Here is a 20412-nt window from a genome sequence, read left to right as displayed (position 1 = left end):
ACGCCGTGCCACCGTTCGTGACGTCGTCACGAAAACGTCACGCCGGTCGGGCATACGTCGTGGTTCCTTTCCCTGCGCGGCGTCCGGGCGCGTGCGGCGCGCCCGCCGATGATGCCCGTCCGCCGCGCGCCGCACGACCTTCGACATGATCGTACAGACTTACGGCGCGGATACCTCCGGCATGGTGTGCGGGTTCAGGTTCACGCCCGGCGAGCCGGGGGCGATGCTCGACACCGAGGCCGCCGCCGACTGGCTGCGCGGGCACCGCGCCGCTGCGCCGGACGAGGCGTTCGTCTGGCTGCACTTCAACCTCGCGCACGGCGCGAGCGAGCGCTGGATGCGCACGCACCTCGGGCTGCCCGACAGTTTCTTCGAATTCCTGCACGAAGGATCGCGCTCGACCCGCATTGAACAGGAAGACGGCGCGCTGCGCGCGATCGTCAACGACGTGATGTTCAATCTCGAACTGACGCCGTCGGAGATCGCGACGCTGTTCGTCCACGTCGAGCGGCGCATCATGGTCACCGCGCGGCTCAAGCCGCTGCGCTCGGTCGACACGCTGCGCGCGAGCGTGCGGGACGGCGAGCGCTTCCGTTCGCCCGCGGAGCTGCTCGTGCATCTGCTGCGCGACCAGGCCGACCTGCTGATCCGGATCGTGCGGCGCACAAGCGTCGACGTCGACCGCATCGAGGATCGCTTCCTGTCGCAGCGCCTGACCGCGAGCCGCGTCGAGCTGGGCGCGATGCGCCGCACGCTGACGCGGCTGCAGCGCATGCTCGCGCCGGAGCCGGGCTCGATCTTCCGGCTGCTCGCGAAGCCGCCCGCGTGGCTGCATGCGGAGGACGTGCAGGAGCTGCGCGAGTCGACCGAGGAGTTCTCGCTGGTGCTCGCCGATCTCGCCGGGCTCGTCGAGCGGATCAAGCTGCTGCAGGAAGAAATCGGCTCGCGCCTCGACGAGCAGAACAACCGCACGCTGTTCACGCTGACGCTCGTGACCGTGATCGCGCTGCCGATCAACATCGTCGCGGGCTTCTTCGGGATGAACGTCGGCGGGATTCCGTTCTCGGAGAACAAGCACGGCTTCTGGCTGATGGTGCTGCTCGTCGCCGGCTTCACGGGGCTCGCCGCGTGGTGGGCGTTCTGGCGGCGCGGCGGCGAACGGTAGCGCAATACGGGGGCGCAATACGGGGGCGCAATACGGTAGCGCAATACGGGGGGCGACGCGGGGGCGCGGCGGCCGCCCGCGTCGCGCGCCGCTCAGAAGCGGTAGGTCGCCCCGACCTTGACGATCGGATAGAAGCGCAGCCGGTTGGCCTTGTCGCGCAGGTTCGCCTCCTCCGCGTCGACGTTCGACTGTCCCGCTGCGGCCACGATGTTCTGCGGCACGTCGAAGTCCACGTGAGGCTTGCCGAACGCGACGCCCGCGTCGAAGAACGCCGACAGCCCGCGATGGCTCGGGTTGTGGCCGAAGCCGAGCCCGAAGTACGGGCGCACGACCGGAAACTTCGCCTTCGCGTGAATCGTCTCGCCGCCGGTCGGCACGGTCACGCCGTTGATTCGGTAGGTGCCCGTCATGCTCGTCGCGGTCGCGTCGATGTTGTCGCCGCCGATGATCAGGCCCGCCGTCAGATGGAACGGCACGACCGACGGCGCGGGGAACAGGTCGGCGAACAGCCCGCCGTGATACAGGTCCAGATGGGCGTCGTAGCGCAGGTCGCCCGCGTTGAACGAGCGCGACAACGCGAAACCGTCGAATTCCGCGCGCAGGTTCGCATAGCGCGTCACGGCGTGGCCGTATCCCAGTCCGATCCCGTCCGTCGCCACGCCGCCGTAGATTTCATCCGCGCACGCCGGCTGCGCCGCGAAACTCATTAGTATGACCAAATAACCTGCCCACTTCATTTTCATCTGGCGATTCCATTCGGTTGCGATTATCCCGCCATGCGCGCGCGGCCTGCCTGCGCGCGTGGCCTACGGGGGCCGCGATTTCGGCGCCCGCTCCGAGGGATATCGGCAGCCGCTGCGAAACGTTGAGGCTTCGTCACGGGGCTGTCATGCAGCCCAAACGGAACGCGAGAGGCCCGTCTCGCAAGCCGCAACGGCCGCCGCCCGGGCATGACGGACGGCCGCCAATGAAAATGGGCCTCGCATGCGAGGCCCGTCGAAGCAGCGGGAAGCGCGTTGGCCGGCCAGCGCCGCAGGCTGCGCGGCGCCGGACGGACAGGCGTTACTGCGTGAGCGCCTTGCGCGGCGCGAACGTGCCCTGATAGCGCAATGCCGGACGTTCCTGCGGCGTCGTGAGCTCGTTGGTCCGCGGCGTCATGCGCAGGAGCGTCGCGGCCGGCGAAGCGACCGAGCCGATCGACGTCGAGCGCGAGGCCGGCGCGAGGTTGTTCGCGACCAGCAGCGCGGCTTCGCTCTTCAGGTTCGCGAGCAGCACCGGATCGGTCGAGCGGTTGACCTGCGTGAGCAGCCCGCTCCAAGCCACGTCGCTATAGTTCACGACGTAGTAGTCGAGCCCGCTCGGGTCCGCCACCACGCCCGTGCAGCCGTCGATCCGGATCTGCGCCTGCGCATCCTTCAGCGCGTAAGTCGTGCGATTGGCGAGACCCTGGCCATACGCGAGCGTGATCGGCACCGTCCACTGCGTGCCCGGATACGGGTTCTTGTTCGGGAACGGCTGCTGCTTCAGCGTGACGATGGTCTGGTTCTTCGTCAGGTCGCACTGCGTGTCGAGCGACACCAGCGGCACGCCGGTCTGGCGCGTGTAGCTGTCGCCGATCGGGCCGACGGCCTGGCCGGTCGACTTCGACACCGCATCCCACAGGCGCTTCGGCGTGCCGTTGCCGAACGAGTAGTCGGTCAGGTACTGCTGCAGGCCCTGACGCAGCGGCTGCTCGCCGACGAAGTTCTCGATCGTCTTCAGCACGTGGGCGCCCTTGTTGTAGACGAACGCGCTCGCGCTCACCACGAAGTCGTTCGAGGCCCACCCGTTGAAGTTCGGCGCGACCGGGAACGCGTTCGGGCCGATGTCGCGGTTGATCACGCGATACTTGTTCGTCACCTGGTCGAGCCAGCTGAACTCGTCCGGGAAGAACTGGATCGTCGTCTTCACTTCGAAGAACCGCGCGAACGACTCGTTCAGCCACACGTTGTCCCACCAGTCGGTGGTGACGAGATCGCCGAACCACTGGTGCGCGACTTCATGCGTCAGCACCTGGTTGCCGTAGCGCGACATCGGCTTGCCCGGCTCGGGCAGGATGTCGTCCGCGAACTCGAGGATCGAGCCCCAGTTCTCCATCCCGCCGAAGTTCAGGTTCTTCTCGGCCTTGAACGCGTCGTTCGCGGCGACCGTGTCGAACTTCTTCAGCGGCAGCGGAATGCCCGTGTAGCGATAGTAGAAATCGAGCGCCTGCTTGGTCCGCTGCATCGCCGGCTGCGCCCAGTCGCGCATGCCCGGCGGCGTGAACACGCGCAGGTGCAGGCCGCGGCCGTCCGGCAGCGGGCTCGAGAAGTCGTCCTCGTAGGTGTCGAACAGGCCGCCGCCGAAGAACACCAGGTACTGCGGCATCGGCGGAGTCTTCTCGAACGACACGAGCTTGTAGCCGCCGCCGACGTTCGTCGACGGCTTTTCGGCGCCGTTCGACACGACGCGCCAGTTCTGCGGCACTTCGGCGGTCACTTCATAGGTCGGGCGGAACGCCGGCTCGTCCCAGCCGGGGAACCACTGGCGCGACAGGTTGGTTTCGCCCTGCGTGAGGATCGCGCCGCTCGTCGTGCCGTCGGTCGCCTTCAGGTCGACGCGGAACACCCCTTCGGCGGCCGAGCAGCCCGGATACGGATCGTCGCCGCAGCTGCCGCCCGTGTGGTTGACCGGATCGTCGTAGGTCTTGAAGTTGATGATGCCCGACCACTCCATGTGCAGCGAGTAGCTGCCGGGCGCGATCGTGCCGCTCGCCGGGCGCAGCTGGTAGAAGTCGCCCTTGTCCTGCGGCGTCGCGATCAGCTGGATGTTGCCGGGCTGCAGCGTGACGCGGCCGTTCGTGAACTTGATCCGGTGGCCGGCGACCACGATCGACGACACCGGCTTGAGCACCTTGATCTCGACGTCGGCGCGGCCGTCGAACGCGTTCAGCGCGTCGTTCGGGCGGAACCACAGCCGGTAGTTCACCGGCACCACGGTGTCGGGCAGCTCGACCGGGTGCACGCTCTTGTCGACATTGGACGCCGCCGGCTGAGATGCCGAGGGCGTCGACGCGCCGTTCGGTTTGCCGGCCGCGCCCAGCGCGGACGCCGAGCCGACGCCGCCGTCATCGCCGCCGCATCCGGCGAGCGCGAGCGCGGCGACCATCGGCAGATAACGCATCTTGCGAATGTTCATCCACATACTGAATCCTCGTTATTGAAAGAATCGTTCAGTGCTGCGAAAACGCCCGGCAAAAGCATTCCCCCGCCGTTAATCAACAGCGATGCGAAACGCCAATGGCGGATTATTCGAAAATACGGCCGGATGACTACGTGAAGATAATCATGGTTTGTTGCCCCCTATTGATTCTCGTTTGTCGGTTGACTTGCCGGTTCGATTTTCCCGGGCGCACGCGCAACCCCATCGAATCGACGACCCACGAAGCCGGTCGGCCTTGCGCTGCGGGACCGGAACGCGCGTGCGCCGTTCCGTAAAATCGCCGTCATGCAGCTACAAGGTTCGTCAGCTTGCTCGAAGGATGGGTCAATATACTTGATGGTTTTGAGTAAAGGAAACGAAAAATTTAGAATCTGCATTGATTCAAATTTCTGTGTTGCATTGCACGATAAAAGTTAAGGGTTTGCTTTTCCGTTTTGCCGGGAAACTCGTAGTTTTAATGTATTAACCATATTGGGCATGCGCGCGGACTACGAAATCCGGTGCGCCGGCGGGTGCCCGGTACAATGCAGCGAGGATCGTTTGTCGCGAGGAGTCCGCTGATGCCGCCTGTTTCGTTTCGTGCCGCGCCGCTGCGCGCCGTGCTGTCGTTCCTCGTCGCCGTGCTGCTGCTCGGCGGGTGCGCGAGCCTGATGCGCGATCAGGTGCGCGTGTCGGTCGCCGGGCTCGATCCGCTCGTCGGGCAGGGGCTCGAGATGCGCTTCATGCTGAAGCTGCGCGTGCAGAACCCGAACGACGCGCCGATCGAGTACGACGGCATCGCGGTGGCGCTGGAGCTGAACGGCCAGCCGTTCGCGAGCGGCGTCAGCGATCGCGCGGGCGTCGTGCCGCGCTTCGGCGAGGCGGTGCTCGACGTGCCGGTATCCGTGTCCGCGTTCGCGGCGGCGCGGCAGGTGTGGGGCCTGGCCGGCGCCGCGTCGGCGGGCGAGCTGCCGTACGCGCTGCGCGGCCGGCTCGCGGGCGGCGCGCTCGGCGCCGTGCACTTTTCCGATGCGGGCACGCTGCGCCTGCCGGCGCTGCCGGCGTCGGGCGGGTGACGCATCGCCGCGACGCGCTGCAGCATGCGCCCGCGCTTTGCCCGTTACGCAAAGCAGGGTAAGGTGTCGTCCGCACGGCGCATTTCCGCCGCCTGTTGAAGTCAACCGTTCCGAATTCGCGTGACCGATTTTCCCGTTTTCCACTGGACCGACGCCGCCGGCGTCGATCATGCCGTGCGCTGGCGCTCCGAAGCCGGCGTGGCGCCGCCCAAGCGCGCGGTGCCGGCCGACGACCGCATCAACGCCGACGCCGCCTACCGCCTCGCGTGCGAGGGCACCGCGCTCGTCTGGCAGGGCGACTTCCAGAATGCGCGCCAGCTCGTGCAGGCGATGGCGCGCCGCGTCGACCGCAAGCCGAAGAAGGCGAAGGCCGCGGCCGGCGTCGACGCGTTCAACCTGCATCGCCTCGCGCAGTCGCAGCGCGCCCGCACGCTCGGGATGCTGCTGATTCCGCTCGACGCCGACTACACGATCCCGCTGCGCCGCGCGCCCGACGTGCGTGCCGCATGCGAGGAAGCGTACGGCCCCGGCGGCGCGCCGTCGGTCGTGTCGCTGCGCGAGCTGCTCGGCCTCGTCGGCGCGCATGAATGGCGCAAGAAGGGCGTGCCGATTCCGGCGCTCGGCGGCGCGGCGATCCACCCGCACTACGGCGTGTTTTCGCCGGTGCGCGGCGAGTACGTCGAGCTCGTCGCGCGCGCGCCGCTGCCGGCCGACACGCTGGCGTTCGACGTCGGCACCGGCACCGGCGTGCTGGCCGCGGTGCTCGCCGCGCGCGGCGTCAAGCGCGTCGTCGCGACCGACCAGGACCCGCGGGCGCTCGCGTGCGCGCGAGAAAACGTCGAGCGGCTCGGCTGCGCGGCGCAGGTCGACGTCGTCGAGGCCGACCTGTTTCCGGCCGGCCGCGCGCCGCTCGTGGTCTGCAACCCGCCGTGGGTGCCGGCCCGGCCGAGCGCGCCGATCGAATACGCGGTCTACGATCCGGACAGCCGCATGCTGCGCGGCTTCCTCGCCGGGCTCGCCGCGCATCTGGCGCCGGGCGGCGAGGGCTGGCTGATCCTGTCCGATTTCGCCGAGCATCTCGGCCTGCGGCCGCGCGACACGCTGCTGCAGTGGATCGACGCCGCCGGCCTCGTCGTGCTCGGCCGCGACGACATCCGCCCTGCGCATCCGAAGGCGGCCGACGCCGACGATCCGCTCTACGCGGCGCGGCGCGCCGAGGTGACGTCGCTGTGGCGGCTCGGCGCGCGGAGCTGAGCGCGCGTTTTCGGTAAACTGTCGCCATTCCTCACGTTTTTTTTTCGCCGTCGGGCCGCGCGCATCGTTCGCACGCGGCCCGGCGCCGCTTCCCGATGTCGAACAAGACCCACGAAATCCGTCCCGAGCAGTCCGTCGAGCTGCTGAAGGAACTGCACATCCTGACCCGCGACGGCAAGCTGAACCAGGACAGCCGCCGCAAGCTGAAGCAGGTCTATCACCTGTTCCAGTTCATCGAGCCGCTGCTCGCCGGCGTGCAGGCCGACCGGGGCGCCGTGACGCTCGTCGACCACGGCGCGGGCAAGTCGTATCTCGGCTTCATCCTGTACGACCTGTTCTTCAAGCAGCAGCCGGGGCACGGCACGCCGGCGTTCGCGTCGCACATCTACGGGATCGAGACGCGCGAGGAGCTGGTCGCGCGCTCGACCGAGCTCGCTGCGCGGCTGGGGTTCGGCGGGATGTCGTTCCTGAACCTGTCGGTCGCCGATTCGATCACGTCGCCGCAGCTGCCCGAGACGGTCGACGTCGTCACCGCGCTGCACGCGTGCGACACGGCGACCGACGACGCGATCCGCTTCGCGCTCGCGAAGCGCGCGCGGCACATCGTGCTGGTGCCGTGCTGCCAGGCGGAAATCGCGGGCGTGCTGCGCCGGAACAAGGGCAAGTCGCTCGCGAGCGCGCTGACGGAGGTGTGGCGGCATCCGCTGCACACGCGCGAGTTCGGCAGCCAGATCACCAACGTGCTGCGCTGCCTGCAACTCGAAGCGCACGGCTATCAGGTCAGCGTGACCGAGCTGGTCGGCTGGGAGCATTCGATGAAGAACGAGCTGATCATCGCGCAGTACAAGAACCTGCCGCGCCGGCGGCCGAGCGAGCGGCTGAACGAGATTCTCGACATGTTCGGGCTGGCGGAGCTGCGCGAGCGGTTCTTCGTGCCGCAGGGCGGCGAGGAAACGGCGCCGGCCGCACAGTGAGCCGCTGAATCACGTTAGGCCGGGGCGCGGCGGTCGAGCGTTCCTCCGGCGCGGCGCGCCGACGCAATTACTGCTCAGACGTCGTCGCCGGGGCGGCTCATCCAGTCGCGCCAGCCGTCATGACCGAGGCGGCGCAGGGTTTCCTGGTTCTTTTCGTAGATCGCGGACGCGTCCGGGAACGCGTCGGCCGCGCGCGCGATGCTGTCCTCGCGCAGCAGGTGCAGGATCGGATACGGCGCGCGGTTCGTATAGTTCTCGATGTCGTCCGGCTCCGTGCCGTCGAACTGGTAGCGCGGATGGAAGCTCGCGATCTGCAGCACGCCGTCGAGCTTCAGCTGCCGGACGAGCCGGTCTGCGAAGAACAGCGCATCGTTGTAGTCGAGGAATTCCGCGAACGCATGCGGGTAGATCACGAGCGTCGTGTCGACCTGCTGCGGGTCGGCGGCGTCGAGCCCGCGCAGCTCGGTCTCGAGATCGGCGAGCGCGTCCTCGAGCGTCGTGGCCTCGCTGATCGCATAGCGCACCTGATCCTTCACGTACACGCTCTTCGCGAACGGGCACAGATTGAGCCCGATCACCGCGCGCGCGAGCCAGTGCCGGGTGGCGGCGAGGATCTCGTCGTGCGAGTCGTGTGAATCGGAGCGGGCGTCGGTCATGGCGGTGCGGGGTGGGGCGGCGGGAGTCGCATTGTAGCGGGCGGCCGCGCGGCCCAGCGTGCCGCGCGGCCCGTTCGCCGTTGATCACGCGCAAGCGGCCTCGATCAGCTGCGTGACGAGCTCGGGCGCTATGCCGATCGGCGTTGCGCCGTGCCGATACGTCTGGCTTGCCGCATAGATCCCCTCGATCACGAGCGCGAGCGAATCGGCGAGCTTCGCCGGCGCGCGCGCGCCGGCGCTTTCGCACAGCGCCACGAGCCGGGCCATCAGCTGTTCCTTGTTCTGCGCGACGCGTTCGCGCGCCGGATGCGACGCGTCCGGGAATTCCGCCGCGACGTTCACGAACGGGCAGCCGCGGTAGTCCTTCTGCGACGCGCGCTCGGCGAGATCGACGAAATACTGGACCAGCTGCGCCTTCGGCTGGCCGGGATGCTTCGCGACGCTCGCGTCGAAGCGCTCGAAAAAGCACGCATCCATCCGCTCCAGGTACGCGAGCACCAGCTCGTCCTTCGACGAGAACTGGCGGTACAGGCTCATCTTGTTGACGCCCGCGCGTTCCACGACGGCCTCGATGCCGACCGCGCGCACCCCTTCCTTGTAAAACAGCTCCTCGGCGGCGCGCAGCAGGTGCTCCTGCGCGGCGGCGCCCGGGATCGCCTGTCGCCCGCGTCGCGACGCGGGCTTGGCGGCCTCGATGTCGGACATGTTGCCCTCGATGTCTAAATTGAATGCTTGACATGTTACCGACTGGTAACTACGATCGCAACACACTTGTGACCGATCGGTAACAATGCGATCGGATCGATGACAACTGCCAGACGTCGGCCCGGGCCGGCCGACGTGGCGTGCGGCGGAGGTGGCCCGTTTTGCATGGGACCGGAACAAGCACTGGATCCGGTCATCAGGAGAAATCGGACATGAACTGGGCAGCAAGACGAATCGGCGGGCGTTTCCACTACGGATGGCTCGCGGCGGCGGTGGTATTCCTGATCCTGCTGGCGGCGGCCGGCACGCGCGCGACGCCGAGCGTGCTGATGGTCCCGCTCGAACGGGAGCTCGGCTGGAGTCGCGCGGCAATCTCGCTGGCGATTTCGGTGAACATCGCGCTGTACGGGCTGACCGGCCCGTTCGCGGCGGCGGCGATGCAGCGCTTCGGGCTGCGGCCGACGATCCTCACCGCGCTCGCGACGATGAGCGCAGGCGTCGCGCTGTCGTCGATGATGACGCAGAGCTGGCAGATGGTGCTGATCTGGGGCCTGATGGTCGGCAGCTCGACGGGCGTCGTCGCGCTGACGCTGTCGGCGACCTTCGTCACGCGCTGGTTCCACGCGCGGCGCGGCCTCGTGATGGGGGTGCTGACCGCGAGCACGGCGACCGGCCAGCTCGTGTTCCTGCCGATGCTCGCGGCGATCGCGCAGCATCACGGCTGGCGGCCGGTCGTGCTGGTCGTCGCGGTGGCGGCGGCGATCGTGATTCCGCTGGTCGCGTTCCTGCTGCCCGAGCGCCCGGCCGACGTGCGGCTGCGTCCGTACGGCGAGCCGGCCGATGCGCCGCCGGCCGCCGAGGCGACGAAGGAGAACCCGCTCACCGTCGCGCTCCGCACGCTGCTGACCGCGAGCCGTTCGCGCGACTTCTGGCTGCTGTTCTTCAGCTTCTTCATCTGCGGCGCGAGCACCAACGGCTACGTCGGCACCCATCTGATCGCGATGTGCAGCGACTACGGGATGACCGAAGTGCAGGGCGCGTCGCTGCTCGCCGCGATGGGCGTGTTCGACCTGTTCGGCACGACGCTGTCGGGCTGGCTGTCGGACCGCTACGACAACCGCGTGCTGCTGTTCTGGTACTACGGGCTGCGCGGGCTGTCGCTGATTTACCTGCCGCATGCGTTCGGCATCGACTTCTTCGGGCTGCCGCTGTTCGCGATGTTCTACGGGCTCGACTGGATCGCGACGGTGCCGCCGACCGTGCGGCTCGCGACCGACGTGTTCGGCAAGGCGGCCGCGCCGGTCGTGTTCGGCTGGATCGTCGCCGGCCACCAGCTCGGCGCGGCGTTCGCGGCGCTCGGCGCGGGGATGCTGCGCGCGAGCCTCGGCACCTATACGGTCGCGTCGATGGTCTCCGGCGCGCTGTGCATCGTCGGCGCGCTGATCGTGCTGCGCATCAACCGCGGCACGGCGCCCGCGGCGGCGCAACCGGTCTGACGTCGGCCCCGGACGATGCGTCCGGGGCCAACGCAGGTCTGGCGATTTGCATTGATCGGCAGCGGCGGGCGCGCCGGCGCGCAACCGGTTATGCTTGCGGTTCGCCGGGCGTTCGCGCCCTTTCATCGATATCAGCGAGGATCCGCATGTCGGTCAAACCTGCTCCTACCACCGTTTCGATTCACGAACTGATCGCGGGCCGCTGGAGCCCGCGCGCCTATTCGAACGCGCCGGTCAGCGCCGAGCACCTGCACGCGGTGCTCGAGGCGGCGCGCTGGGCGCCGTCGGCCTACAACGCGCAGCCGTGGCGCTTCATCGTGTTCGATCGCACGCACGACGAGGTTGCGTTCAAGCGCGCGTTCGCGACGCTGGTGCCGTTCAACCAGGGCTGGAATGCGCCGGCGCCGGTGCTGATCGCGGTGACCGCGCATACGCTCACGCAGAAGGGCGAGCCCGCACCGACCGCGCTGTACGACGCGGGCGCGGCCGCGCTGTCGCTGGTGCTGCAGGCGCATGCGCTGGGCCTCGCGGCGCACCAGATGAGCGGCTTCGACGCCAATGCGTTCCGCGACGCGTTCGCGATTCCCGACGATGTCGCGATTCCGGCGCTGATCTCGATCGGCCACTATGGCGACGCCGACAAGCTCGATCCGGTGCTGCGCGATCGCGAGAAGGCGCCGCGCACGCGCCATCCGATCGGCGACGTGGTGTACGCGGGCGCGTGGAAGAAGGCCTTCGAGACGGCGGCCTGACGCGAAGACTTGTCGGCCGGGTCGAAGCTCACGCTCGAGCGTCGGCCCGGGCAAGCCTGGCAAGGGCTCGCGACGCCCGCCCGCCGGGCGTTGTGGCCCCGAATTCATCGAGCCGGCACGGCCCGGTGTCACTTGCCGCTTGCGGTTGTGATCCCGCGGGCTTCATGTTAAAAAGCCCGTCCTTTCCGTTTTCGCGCCGGCCATGCGGCGGCACCTTCCCATGACTTACTGCGCGATCGACTTCGGCACGTCCAATTCCGCTGTGGCGCTGCCCGACGGCGACGGCATGCGGCTCGCGCCCGTCGAGGGCGACCACCTGACGCTGCCGACCGCCATTTTCTTCAACAACGACGAGGGGGCGGTCGAATACGGCCGCGCGGCGCTCGCGTCCTACATCGACGGCTTCGACGGCCGCCTGATGCGCTCGATGAAGAGCATCCTCGGTTCGCCGCTCGCGGAGACGACGACCGATCTCGGCGACGGCTCCGCGATCGCGTACACGGAGATCATCGCGCGCTTCCTCACGCACCTGAAGCGCAAGGCGGAGGCCCGCTCGGGCGCGCCGATCGGCCGCGCGGTGCTCGGCCGGCCGGTGTTCTTCGTCGACGACGATCCGCGCGCCGACCGTCTCGCGCAGGACCAGCTCGAAGCGGCCGCGCGCGCGGTCGGCTTTGCCGACGTGCATTTCCAGTACGAGCCGATCGCCGCCGCGTTCGACTACGAGTCGCGCCAAAGCGACGAGCGGCTCGTGCTCGTCGCCGACATCGGCGGCGGCACGTCCGACTTCTCGCTGGTGCGGGTCGGCCCGCAGCGGATGGCGCGCCTCGAGCGCAAGGACGACGTGCTCGCGCACCACGGCGTGCACGTCGCCGGCACCGACTACGACCGCCGCGTCGAGCTGTCCGCGATCCTGCCGGCGTTCGGCTACCGCTCGCTCGACCCGGAAGGGCGCGAGCTGCCGAACCGGACCTATTTCGATCTCGCGACCTGGCACCTGATCAACACGGTCTATACGCCGAAGCGGCTCGGCGAACTGAAGCTGATGAAGCATCTGTACGTCGACGCGCGGCAGTTCGAGCGGCTCGCGCGGGTGGTCGAGCTGCGGCTCGGCCATGCGCTGATGGCGCGCGCGGAAGAAGCGAAGATCGGCGTCGCGGCGGGCGGGGAGACGATGATCGACCTGAACGACGTCGAGGAGGACCTGCAGATCGCGTTCGACGCGGACCGGCTGGTCGATGCGAGCCGCGACGACACCGCACGGATCGTCGACGCCGCGCGCGAGACGGTGCGGCTCGCCGGTGTGGCGCCGCGCGACGTCGGCGCGCTGTACTTCACGGGCGGCTCGACCGGGCTGGCGTTCCTGTCGGGCGCGCTCGCGGCGGCGTTCGCGGATGCGCAGCCGGTGTTCGGCGACCGGCTGGCCAGCGTGGCGACCGGTCTCGGCATCCACGCGCAGCGCCTGTTCGGCTGAGCGCCGCCGGCGACGAAACAAAAAAAGCCCCGCCGAAGCGGGGCTTTTTCTTTCAGACGAAATCTCGCGCTGAACTTACAGCGGGCGGATGTTCGCAGCTTGCAGACCCTTCGGGCCCGTCTTCACTTCGAATTCGACCTTCTGGTTTTCTTGCAGCGTCTTGAAGCCTTCGACGCGGATTTCCGAGAAGTGCGCGAACAGATCGTCGCCGCCGCCTTCCGGGGTGATGAAGCCGAAGCCCTTAGCGTCATTGAACCACTTGACGGTACCGGTTGCCATGTTACTTGTTCCTAAAAAGATAAAACGGGGCCGAAGCCCATTGGGCGCGGAAATTCAAGGAAGGGGTAATGGGACCAACCGGAGTACCGTTGATGGGCGAACTACGAAAGAACCAATTCACTCGCCGCTTGAAATCCTGCGTGGATCTTTATACGGCTAATTCGCGTCGCGGTCAACCGGATTTCCATGTACTCAGGGTTATTACGAATTTAGAGCTTACAAACATTGCAGATTTCACGGATTTTTTGTAGGGGATGATCGATTTTGGCGCAAATGTCCAGGTGCAACCGTTAAACTACGCGCCGCGTGGACCGGGTTGCTCCGACCGAGTGATCCGTCCCCCCAAGAATGCGTGCGCGGTGCAGTTCGAGCCGATCCCGGGCTGCGGGCCGACCATGCTTTTTGAGACATAGGAGAGGATGTGAAGAGTTCTATTCAACGGAACATCGGCCCGTTTGCACTGATGCTGACGGGGCTGGGTTCGATTATCGGCTCGGGCTGGCTGTTCGGCGCCTGGAAAGCCGCGAAGATCGCCGGTCCGGCAGCGATCTGCGCATGGATCATCGGCGCGGTCGTGATTCTCGCGATTGCGCTGACGTACGCCGAACTGGGCGCGATGTTCCCTGAGTCGGGCGGCATGGTGCGCTACGCGCGCTACTCGCACGGGTCGCTGGTGGGCTTCATCAGCGCATGGGCGAACTGGATCGCGATCGTATCGGTGATTCCGATCGAGGCCGAGGCGTCGATCCAGTACATGAGCACCTGGCCGTATGACTGGGCGCACAGCCTGTTCGTGAACGGCGAGCTGACGACACCGGGCCTGCTGCTGTCGGCCGTGCTCGTCGTCATCTACTTCCTGCTGAACTACTGGGGCGTGAAGGCGTTCGCGCGCGCGAACACGGCGATCACGATCTTCAAGTTCCTGATCCCCGGCCTGACGATCGCCGGCCTGATGCTGTCGAGCTTCCATGCGGACAACCTGGGCACCACGTCGAACGAGGCGTTCGCGCCGTACGGCTGGTCGGCGGTGCTGACCGCGGTCGCGACGAGCGGCATCGTGTTCGCGTTCAACGGCTTCCAGAGCCCGGTGAACCTCGCGGGCGAAGCGCGCAATCCGTCGCGCAGCGTGCCGTTCGCGGTGATCTCGTCGATCCTGATCGCGCTCGTGATCTACGTGCTGCTGCAGGTTGCGTACATCGGCTCGGTGAACCCGGCCGACGTCGCGAAGGGCTGGGCGCACTTCAACTTCTCGTCGCCGTTCGCGGAACTCGCGATCGCGCTGAACCTGAACTGGCTCGCGATCCTGCTGTACGTCGATGCGTTCATCAGCCCGAGCGGCACCGGCACGACCTACATGGCGACCACGACCCGCATGATCTATGCGATGGAGCGCAACAACACGATGCCGAAGATGTTCGGCAACGTGCACCCGCTCTACGGCGTGCCGCGCCAGGCGATGTGGTTCAACCTGCTGGTCTCGTTCATCTTCCTGTTCTTCTTCCGCGGCTGGAGCTCGCTCGCGGCGGTGATCTCGGTCGCGACGGTGATCTCGTACCTGACCGGCCCGATCAGCCTGATGGCGCTGCGCCGCGCGGCGACCGACATCGAGCGTCCGCTGACGATCCCGCTGATGAAGCTGATCGCGCCGTTCGCGTTCGTCTGCGCGTCGCTGATCCTGTACTGGGCGAAGTGGCCGCTGACCGGCGAAATCATCCTGCTGATGATCGTCGCGCTGCCGGTGTACTTCTACTTCCAGGCCAAGGCGGGCTGGAGCGGCTGGGGCCGCGACCTGAAGGCCGCATGGTGGCTCGTCGCCTACCTGCCGACGATGGCCGTGCTGTCGCTGATCGGCAGCAAGGAGTTCGGCGGTCATGGTGTGCTGCCGTACGGCTGGGACATGCTCATCGTGGCGGCGATCTCGCTGGTGTTCTACTTCTGGGGCGTGAACACGGGCTACCGCACCGAGTATCTCGACGAGCGCGAAGCGAGCGACGAGATCCTCGAAGGGGTCGGCGCCTGACGCATGCCGGCCTGCCGCCGGAATCGGCGGCGGCAGGGCACGGAAAAAAGCCCGTTCGAGCCTGGCTCGAACGGGCTTTTTGTTTGGGCGGGCGCGGCTCAGTCGTTCGCGCCGGCGAACACGTAGTTCGTCATCGCCAGTACGCGCTGGTAGGTGCCGAGCGACTGGATGCCGAGCCGGTAATCGTCGTCCGCCGCGCCGAGCGCCGCGAACACCGGCAGCAGGTGCTCGTCGGTCGGATGCATCAGCACCGCGTGCGGCGCCTGGCGGCGATAGTCGAGCAGCGCGTCGAGGTCGCGCGCGGCCAGCCTCGCCTCGAACCAGTCGGTGAACTCGGCGACGCGCGGGTCGGCATCCTCGGGCGCCGCGCCGAAATCCGCCGCGCGCAGGTTGTGCGTGATCTGGCCGGAGCCGATCACCATCATGCCTTCGTCGCGCAGCGGCCGCAACGCGCGGCCGAGCGCGAAGTGATGCGCGGCATCCGCGCGCGGCTGGATCGACAGCTGCGCGACCGGCACATCGGCGTCCGGGAACATCAGCAGCATCGGCACCCACGCGCCGTGATCGAGCCCGTGCTCGACCGTTTGGGTCGCGATGCCGGCCGCGTTCAGCAGGTCGGCCGCGCGTTCTGCGACGTCCGGCGCACCCGGCGCCGGATACTGGATCTCGTACAGCGCGCGCGGAAAGCCGTAGAAGTCGTGGATCGTTTCCGGCTGCCGTGCGGTGCTCGCGACCGGCTGCTGCGTGCCCCAGTGCGCGGACAGCATCAGCACCGCGTGCGGGCGCGGCAACTCGGCGCCGAGGCGCGTGAACGCGCCGGACGGCAACGTCGGATCGATCGGCAGCGTCGGCGCGCCGTGGGACAGGTAAAGCGAAGGCAAGCGGTTCATGGTGGTGGCCCTGCGATGAGGTTGCCTGTGACTATAGGCTCACACCTGCCGTTTATAAATCCGCGCCTGCGAATTTGATTCGCTCTCGTTTGTTGATAATCGGCGCGCCTTGCACGCCATGAAACGCGCGCCGTTACTGCGCGTGCCGGATGCCTTCCCAGGGCGTCGTCAGCGGCGCGCTGAGCGCGAACAGGTCGAGCACGCGCGCGACCGTCTGGTCGACGAGCTCCTCGATCGTGTTCGGCATCGCGTAGAAGGCCGGCAGCGGCGGAAAGACGATGCCGCCCATCTCGGTGACGGCGGTCATGTTGCGCAGATGCGCGAGGTTGAACGGCGTCTCGCGCACCATCAGCACGAGGCGGCGGCGTTCTTTCAGCGTGACGTCGGCGGCGCGGGTGATCAGATTGTCCGACAGCCCGTGCGCGACGCTCGCGAGCGTCTTCATCGAGCACGGCGCGATCACCATGCCGTCGGTCGCGAACGAGCCGGACGCGATCGTCGCGCCGACGTCGCGCACCGAGTGCACGACATCCGCGCGCCGTTCGACGTCGGCCTTCGACAGCTTCAGTTCGTGCTGGATGTTCAGCCAGCCGGCGCTCGAAATCAGCAGATGCGTTTCGACGCCGCCGGCGGCGCGCAGCATGTCGAGCAGCCGCACGCCGTAGATCGCGCCGGTGGCGCCGGTGATCGCGACGATCAGGCGGCGCGGCGGCGCGCTGCGGGGTTCCATCGGGGGGAGGGGGATTACGCGGCGGCGAACAGTTGCTGCAGCTCGCCCGACTGGTACATCTCCATCATGATGTCCGAGCCGCCGACGAACTCGCCCTTCACGTACAGCTGCGGGATGGTCGGCCAGTTCGAGAATTCCTTGATGCCCTGGCGGATTTCGTCATCTTCGAGGACGTTGACCGTCTTGAACTGGTCGACGCCGCAGGCCTTCAGCACCTGGACTGCGCGGCCCGAGAAGCCGCACATCGGGAATTGCGCGGTGCCCTTCATGAAGAGCACGACCTGGTTTTCGTCGACGATTTGCTTGATACGTTGTTGGGTGTCCATGACTGACCTTGCGTTAGCGGGGCGTTAGAAGGAAATGATAGCGGATTTCAACCGGGCGGGCCGGGCCTGGGCGCGCATCAGCCGGGCAACCGGCCGCCGGTCGTGCGCTCGATCGCGGCGAGATCGGCGAGCGATTCGACTGCAACGAAGCCATGCGCGGCAAGCAGCGCGCGCACCGCTTCGGCCTGGTCGTAGCCATGCTCGATCCATATCGAGCCGCCCGGCTTCAGGCGCGCGCCGGCGCCGGCGACGATCGCGCGGATCGCGGTGAGGCCGTCCGCGTCGTCGGTGAGCGCGCCGCGCGGCTCGAAGCGCAGGTCGCCCTGCGACAGGTGCGGGTCGTGCTGCGCGATGTACGGCGGGTTGCTGACGATCGCGTCGAACGCGAGCGCCGGATCGAGCGCCGCGTACCAGTCGCTCTGCAGCCAATGCAGCGGCCCGCCGGGGCGGTGCGCGTCGAGCAGCTTGTCCGCGTTGCGCCGCGCGACGGCGAGCGCTTCGCCCGAGCGGTCGAGCGCCCATACGCGCGCATCGGGCCGCTCGGCCGCGATCGACACCGCGATCGCGCCGCTGCCGGTGCCGAGGTCGAGGACGGCCGGATGCGGGATCCCGTCGATCGCATCGAGCGCCGCTTCGACGAGCAATTCGGTTTCCGGGCGCGGAATCAGCACGTCGGGCGTGACGTCGAACGGCCGCCCGAAGAACTCGCGCATGCCGACCAGCTGTGCGACCGGCTCGCCGGCGGCGCGGCGCGCCTCGAGCGCGAGATAGCGTTCGACGGCGGCCGCGTCGAGCGGCTCGTCGCCGCGCGTGATCAGCTGCGTGCGCGTCCAGCCGAGCGCGTAGGCGAGCAGCACGCGCGCGTCGACCGGGTCGAGCGGCGACGCGCGCAGCAGGTCGAGGGCGGTGGTCGTGGCGCGCATCGCGGCCTCAGTCGGCGTCGCCGAGCGACGCGAGCTGCTCGGCCTGGTGCTCGCTGACGAGCGCGGCGATCAGTTCGTCGAGGTCGCCGTCCATGATCGCTTCGAGCCTGTAGAGCGTCAGGTTGATCCGGTGATCGGTCATCCGGCCCTGCGGGAAGTTGTACGTGCGGATCCGTTCGGAGCGGTCGCCCGAGCCGATCAGGCTCTTGCGCGTCGCGGCTTCCTTCGCGTGCTGCTCGTGATACTGCTTGTCCTTGATCCGCGCGGCGAGCACCTTCAGCGCGCGATCCTTGTTCTTGTGCTGCGAACGGTCGTCCTGGCACTCGACGACGATGCCGGTCGGCAGGTGCGTGACGCGCACCGCCGAATCGGTCTTGTTGATGTGCTGGCCGCCCGCGCCGGACGCGCGGAACGTGTCGATCCGCAAGTCGGCGGGATTGATCTCGACCTCGCCGATCTCGTCGGCTTCCGGCATCACCGCGACCGTGCACGCGGACGTGTGGATGCGCCCCTGCGTCTCGGTCGCCGGCACGCGCTGCACGCGATGGCCGCCCGATTCGAACTTCAGGCGCGAGTACGCGCCCTGGCCCGCGATCCGCACGATCACTTCCTTGTAGCCGCCGAGATCCGACGCGCTCTCCGACATCATCTCGACCTGCCAGCGCTGGCGCTCCGCGAAGCGCAGGTACATGCGCAGCAGGTCGCCCGCGAACAGCGCCGACTCGTCGCCGCCGGTGCCCGCGCGGATTTCGAGGAAGATGTTGCGGTCGTCGTTCGGGTCCTTCGGCAGCAGCATCTTCTGCAGCTCGACTTCGAGCTGGACCATCCGGTCGCGCGCGCTGCGGATCTCGTCCTCGGCGAAGTCGCGCATCGACGCATCGCCGAGCAGCTCCTGCGCCGCCGCTTCGTCGCTGAGCGACTGGCGCCACAGCGCGTATTGCCCGACGACCGGGTCGAGTTCCGCGTGCTCGCGGGTCAGCTTGCGGTACTGGTCGAGATCGGCCGTGACGTTCTCACGGCTCAGCAGGTCGTTCAGTTCGGCCAGCCGTGTGGAAAGCTGGTCGAGCTTGCGTTGCATGCTCGTCTTCATGATGTGGAGCGGCGCTCCCGGGCAAGGTATTCGGAAAGGATAGGCCGGCTGGCGAGCCGGCGGCGCGGCGATCGGTCGGCGCTAGTGGCCTGACTGGTCGTTCGAGCGCGGCGCGTGCTGGTAGAAGCCGCGCATCAGGTCGATCAGCGAATCGCGGTCGGCGCCGTTCACGCGGTTCAGCGCGCTCGTCGGGCCGTGGATCAGCTTGTTGGTCAGCGCCTGCGACAGCGCTTCGAGCACCGCGGCCGGATCGTCGCCGCGCGTGAGCATCTTCTGGGCCTTCTCGACTTCGGCGCGGCGCAGCGCGTCGGCCTGCGTATGCATGTGGCGGATCACCGGCACGACGCTGCGCGTGTCGAGCCACTGCATGAAATTCTGCACGCGTGTCTCGATGATCGCCTCGGCCTGCGCGACCGCGGCCTGGCGCGATGCGTTGCCTTCGCGCACGATCGCGCCGAGATCGTCGACCGTGTAGAGGAACACGTCCTTCAGCTTGCCGACTTCGGGCTCGATGTCGCGCGGCACGGCCAGGTCGACCATGAAGATCGGCCGGTGGCGGCGCGCCTTGACCGCGCGCTCGACCGCGCCGAGGCCGATGATCGGCAGCGTCGACGCGGTGCACGACACGATGATGTCGAATTCGTGCATCCGCACCGGCAGGTCCGACAGCGGCATCGCGCGGCCGTTGAAGCGTTCGGCGAGCTTCTGGCCGCGCTCGGCGGTGCGGTTCGCGACCACCAGTTCGCGCGGGCCTTGCGCGGCGAAGTGCGTCGCGCACAGCTCGATCATTTCGCCGGCGCCGATGAACAGCACGCGCTGGTCGGCCACGTTTTCGAAGATGCGCTGCGCGAGGCGCACCGCGGCGGCCGCCATCGACACCGACTGCGCGCCGATCTCGGTCGTGCCGCGCACTTCCTTCGCGACCGCGAAGGTGCGCTGGAACAGCTGGTTCAGGTAGGTGCCGAGCGCGCCGGCTTCCGACGCGGTGCGCACCGCGTCCTTCAGCTGGCCGAGGATCTGGGTTTCGCCGAGCACCATCGAGTCGAGGCCCGACGCGACGCGGAATGCGTGCCGGACCGCTTCCGACTGCGGCAGTGCGTACAGGTGCGGCGCGAGTTCGTCGACCGGAATCCGGTGATACTCCGACAGCCAGCGCACCGCGCCCTCGCGCGCCGCACGGTCGTCGGTCGCGCAATAGAGTTCGGTGCGGTTGCAGGTGGAGAGGATCGCCGCTTCGGGCGTGTTGGGCGCCTGGGGGCCGAGGAACACGCTCTTGAACGTCGCGAGAGCCGGCTTGATCTGTTCGAGCGGAAACGCCACGCGTTCGCGCAGGGCGACAGGCGCAGTGTGGTGATTGATTCCGATCGTGAGGAGTTGCATATCAAG

19 protein-coding genes are annotated in these 20412 nt (G+C 67.9%); 8 read left to right on the top strand and 11 right to left on the bottom strand.

The window, feature by feature from the left end:
- Window positions 1-145 precede the first annotated feature (145 nt).
- The gene (locus HWX31_RS32700) at window positions 146-1165 is read left to right on the top strand and encodes a transporter (RefSeq protein WP_174959519.1); all 1020 of its coding nucleotides are present in this window, start codon (window positions 146-148) and stop codon (window positions 1163-1165) included.
- A gap of 92 nt (window positions 1166-1257) precedes the next feature.
- Here the strand turns inward: HWX31_RS32700 and HWX31_RS32695 are convergent, their stop codons facing one another.
- Window positions 1258-1908 carry a hypothetical protein gene (locus tag HWX31_RS32695; protein ID WP_244143904.1) on the bottom strand — a complete coding sequence of 217 codons (651 nt, stop codon included), beginning with the start codon at window positions 1906-1908 and terminating at the stop codon, window positions 1258-1260.
- Between the two features lie 319 nt (window positions 1909-2227).
- Window positions 2228-4387 carry a M1 family metallopeptidase gene (locus tag HWX31_RS32690; RefSeq protein ID WP_174959521.1) on the bottom strand — a complete coding sequence of 720 codons (2160 nt, stop codon included), beginning with the start codon at window positions 4385-4387 and terminating at the stop codon, window positions 2228-2230.
- Window positions 4388-4965: 578 nt separating this feature from the next.
- Between HWX31_RS32690 and HWX31_RS32685 the strand changes: the two genes are divergently transcribed.
- The 3 genes from HWX31_RS32685 (at window position 4966) to HWX31_RS32675 (ending at window position 7688) form a co-directional block, all read left to right on the top strand.
- Entirely contained in the window at window positions 4966-5460 is a 495-nt protein-coding gene (locus HWX31_RS32685) for an LEA/WHy family protein (protein WP_174959523.1), read from the top strand.
- 120 nt (window positions 5461-5580) lie between these two features.
- Window positions 5581-6714, top strand: a complete 1134-nt coding sequence (locus HWX31_RS32680; protein ID WP_059612119.1) for a methyltransferase — start codon at window positions 5581-5583, stop codon at window positions 6712-6714.
- A gap of 95 nt (window positions 6715-6809) precedes the next feature.
- A complete protein-coding gene (locus HWX31_RS32675; RefSeq protein WP_174959525.1) occupies window positions 6810-7688 on the top strand; it encodes a class I SAM-dependent methyltransferase in 879 nt (292 codons plus the stop codon).
- A 74-nt stretch (window positions 7689-7762) separates the two neighbouring features.
- Here HWX31_RS32675 and HWX31_RS32670 read toward each other — a convergent pair whose 3' ends face one another.
- Window positions 7763-8344 (bottom strand): DUF1415 domain-containing protein, encoded by a 582-nt coding sequence (locus tag HWX31_RS32670; protein ID WP_059654310.1) that lies wholly within the window; start codon window positions 8342-8344, stop codon window positions 7763-7765.
- A gap of 84 nt (window positions 8345-8428) precedes the next feature.
- On the bottom strand, window positions 8429-9049 hold the full coding sequence (locus tag HWX31_RS32665; protein ID WP_174959527.1) for a TetR/AcrR family transcriptional regulator: 621 nt from the start codon (window positions 9047-9049) through the stop codon (window positions 8429-8431).
- Between the two features lie 212 nt (window positions 9050-9261).
- Between HWX31_RS32665 and HWX31_RS32660 the strand changes: the two genes are divergently transcribed.
- The 3 genes from HWX31_RS32660 (at window position 9262) to HWX31_RS32650 (ending at window position 12768) form a co-directional block, all read left to right on the top strand.
- A complete protein-coding gene (locus HWX31_RS32660) occupies window positions 9262-10545 on the top strand; it encodes an MFS transporter (RefSeq protein WP_174959529.1) in 1284 nt (427 codons plus the stop codon).
- Window positions 10546-10691: 146 nt separating this feature from the next.
- The gene (locus HWX31_RS32655; RefSeq protein ID WP_174959531.1) at window positions 10692-11297 is read left to right on the top strand and encodes a nitroreductase family protein; all 606 of its coding nucleotides are present in this window, start codon (window positions 10692-10694) and stop codon (window positions 11295-11297) included.
- Between the two features lie 220 nt (window positions 11298-11517).
- A complete protein-coding gene (locus tag HWX31_RS32650) occupies window positions 11518-12768 on the top strand; it encodes an Hsp70 family protein (RefSeq protein WP_174959532.1) in 1251 nt (416 codons plus the stop codon).
- A 75-nt stretch (window positions 12769-12843) separates the two neighbouring features.
- Here the strand turns inward: HWX31_RS32650 and HWX31_RS32645 are convergent, their stop codons facing one another.
- The gene (locus tag HWX31_RS32645; RefSeq protein ID WP_006400508.1) at window positions 12844-13047 is read right to left on the bottom strand and encodes a cold-shock protein; all 204 of its coding nucleotides are present in this window, start codon (window positions 13045-13047) and stop codon (window positions 12844-12846) included.
- A 421-nt stretch (window positions 13048-13468) separates the two neighbouring features.
- On the opposite strand from HWX31_RS32645, the gene HWX31_RS32640 reads away from it, so the two are divergent.
- Window positions 13469-15067 carry an APC family permease gene (locus HWX31_RS32640; protein ID WP_174959534.1) on the top strand — a complete coding sequence of 533 codons (1599 nt, stop codon included), beginning with the start codon at window positions 13469-13471 and terminating at the stop codon, window positions 15065-15067.
- Window positions 15068-15165: 98 nt separating this feature from the next.
- Here HWX31_RS32640 and HWX31_RS32635 read toward each other — a convergent pair whose 3' ends face one another.
- The 6 genes from HWX31_RS32635 to hemA all read right to left on the bottom strand — a co-directional run bounded on the left by HWX31_RS32635 (window position 15166) and on the right by hemA (window position 20406).
- A complete protein-coding gene (locus tag HWX31_RS32635) occupies window positions 15166-15957 on the bottom strand; it encodes a DODA-type extradiol aromatic ring-opening family dioxygenase (protein WP_174959536.1) in 792 nt (263 codons plus the stop codon).
- Window positions 15958-16090: 133 nt separating this feature from the next.
- Entirely contained in the window at window positions 16091-16687 is a 597-nt protein-coding gene (locus HWX31_RS32630) for a UbiX family flavin prenyltransferase (protein ID WP_059612137.1), read from the bottom strand.
- A gap of 14 nt (window positions 16688-16701) precedes the next feature.
- Window positions 16702-17013 carry a Grx4 family monothiol glutaredoxin gene (gene grxD / locus HWX31_RS32625; RefSeq protein ID WP_045566745.1) on the bottom strand — a complete coding sequence of 104 codons (312 nt, stop codon included), beginning with the start codon at window positions 17011-17013 and terminating at the stop codon, window positions 16702-16704.
- Window positions 17014-17090: 77 nt separating this feature from the next.
- Window positions 17091-17936 (bottom strand): peptide chain release factor N(5)-glutamine methyltransferase, encoded by an 846-nt coding sequence (prmC, locus tag HWX31_RS32620; protein WP_174959538.1) that lies wholly within the window; start codon window positions 17934-17936, stop codon window positions 17091-17093.
- Between the two features lie 7 nt (window positions 17937-17943).
- On the bottom strand, window positions 17944-19026 hold the full coding sequence (gene prfA / locus HWX31_RS32615; RefSeq protein WP_010092831.1) for a peptide chain release factor 1: 1083 nt from the start codon (window positions 19024-19026) through the stop codon (window positions 17944-17946).
- Window positions 19027-19107: 81 nt separating this feature from the next.
- The gene (gene hemA, locus HWX31_RS32610) at window positions 19108-20406 is read right to left on the bottom strand and encodes a glutamyl-tRNA reductase (protein WP_059612141.1); all 1299 of its coding nucleotides are present in this window, start codon (window positions 20404-20406) and stop codon (window positions 19108-19110) included.
- Window positions 20407-20412 lie beyond the last annotated feature (6 nt).

Source organism: Burkholderia ubonensis, assembly GCF_902833085.1.
Classification (GTDB): Bacteria; Pseudomonadota; Gammaproteobacteria; order Burkholderiales; family Burkholderiaceae; genus Burkholderia; species Burkholderia ubonensis.
Note: the sequence above shows the minus strand (reverse complement) of the source record. Positions and strands in the feature narration are given on the sequence as shown.

Coding starts and splice junctions, on each gene's coding strand:
- prfA (WP_010092831.1), bottom strand. CDS start 19,026: ATGAAGACGAGCATGCAACGCAAGCTCGACCAGCTTTCCACACGGCTG.
- HWX31_RS32660 (WP_174959529.1), top strand. CDS start 9,262: ATGAACTGGGCAGCAAGACGAATCGGCGGGCGTTTCCACTACGGATGG.
- prmC (WP_174959538.1), bottom strand. CDS start 17,936: ATGCGCGCCACGACCACCGCCCTCGACCTGCTGCGCGCGTCGCCGCTC.
- HWX31_RS32665 (WP_174959527.1), bottom strand. CDS start 9,049: ATGTCCGACATCGAGGCCGCCAAGCCCGCGTCGCGACGCGGGCGACAG.
- HWX31_RS32635 (WP_174959536.1), bottom strand. CDS start 15,957: ATGAACCGCTTGCCTTCGCTTTACCTGTCCCACGGCGCGCCGACGCTG.
- hemA (WP_059612141.1), bottom strand. CDS start 20,406: ATGCAACTCCTCACGATCGGAATCAATCACCACACTGCGCCTGTCGCC.
- HWX31_RS32695 (WP_244143904.1), bottom strand. CDS start 1,908: ATGAAAATGAAGTGGGCAGGTTATTTGGTCATACTAATGAGTTTCGCG.
- HWX31_RS32645 (WP_006400508.1), bottom strand. CDS start 13,047: ATGGCAACCGGTACCGTCAAGTGGTTCAATGACGCTAAGGGCTTCGGC.
- HWX31_RS32655 (WP_174959531.1), top strand. CDS start 10,692: ATGTCGGTCAAACCTGCTCCTACCACCGTTTCGATTCACGAACTGATC.
- HWX31_RS32630 (WP_059612137.1), bottom strand. CDS start 16,687: ATGGAACCCCGCAGCGCGCCGCCGCGCCGCCTGATCGTCGCGATCACC.
- HWX31_RS32675 (WP_174959525.1), top strand. CDS start 6,810: ATGTCGAACAAGACCCACGAAATCCGTCCCGAGCAGTCCGTCGAGCTG.
- HWX31_RS32685 (WP_174959523.1), top strand. CDS start 4,966: ATGCCGCCTGTTTCGTTTCGTGCCGCGCCGCTGCGCGCCGTGCTGTCG.
- HWX31_RS32670 (WP_059654310.1), bottom strand. CDS start 8,344: ATGACCGACGCCCGCTCCGATTCACACGACTCGCACGACGAGATCCTC.
- grxD (WP_045566745.1), bottom strand. CDS start 17,013: ATGGACACCCAACAACGTATCAAGCAAATCGTCGACGAAAACCAGGTC.
- HWX31_RS32650 (WP_174959532.1), top strand. CDS start 11,518: ATGACTTACTGCGCGATCGACTTCGGCACGTCCAATTCCGCTGTGGCG.
- HWX31_RS32700 (WP_174959519.1), top strand. CDS start 146: ATGATCGTACAGACTTACGGCGCGGATACCTCCGGCATGGTGTGCGGG.
- HWX31_RS32690 (WP_174959521.1), bottom strand. CDS start 4,387: ATGTGGATGAACATTCGCAAGATGCGTTATCTGCCGATGGTCGCCGCG.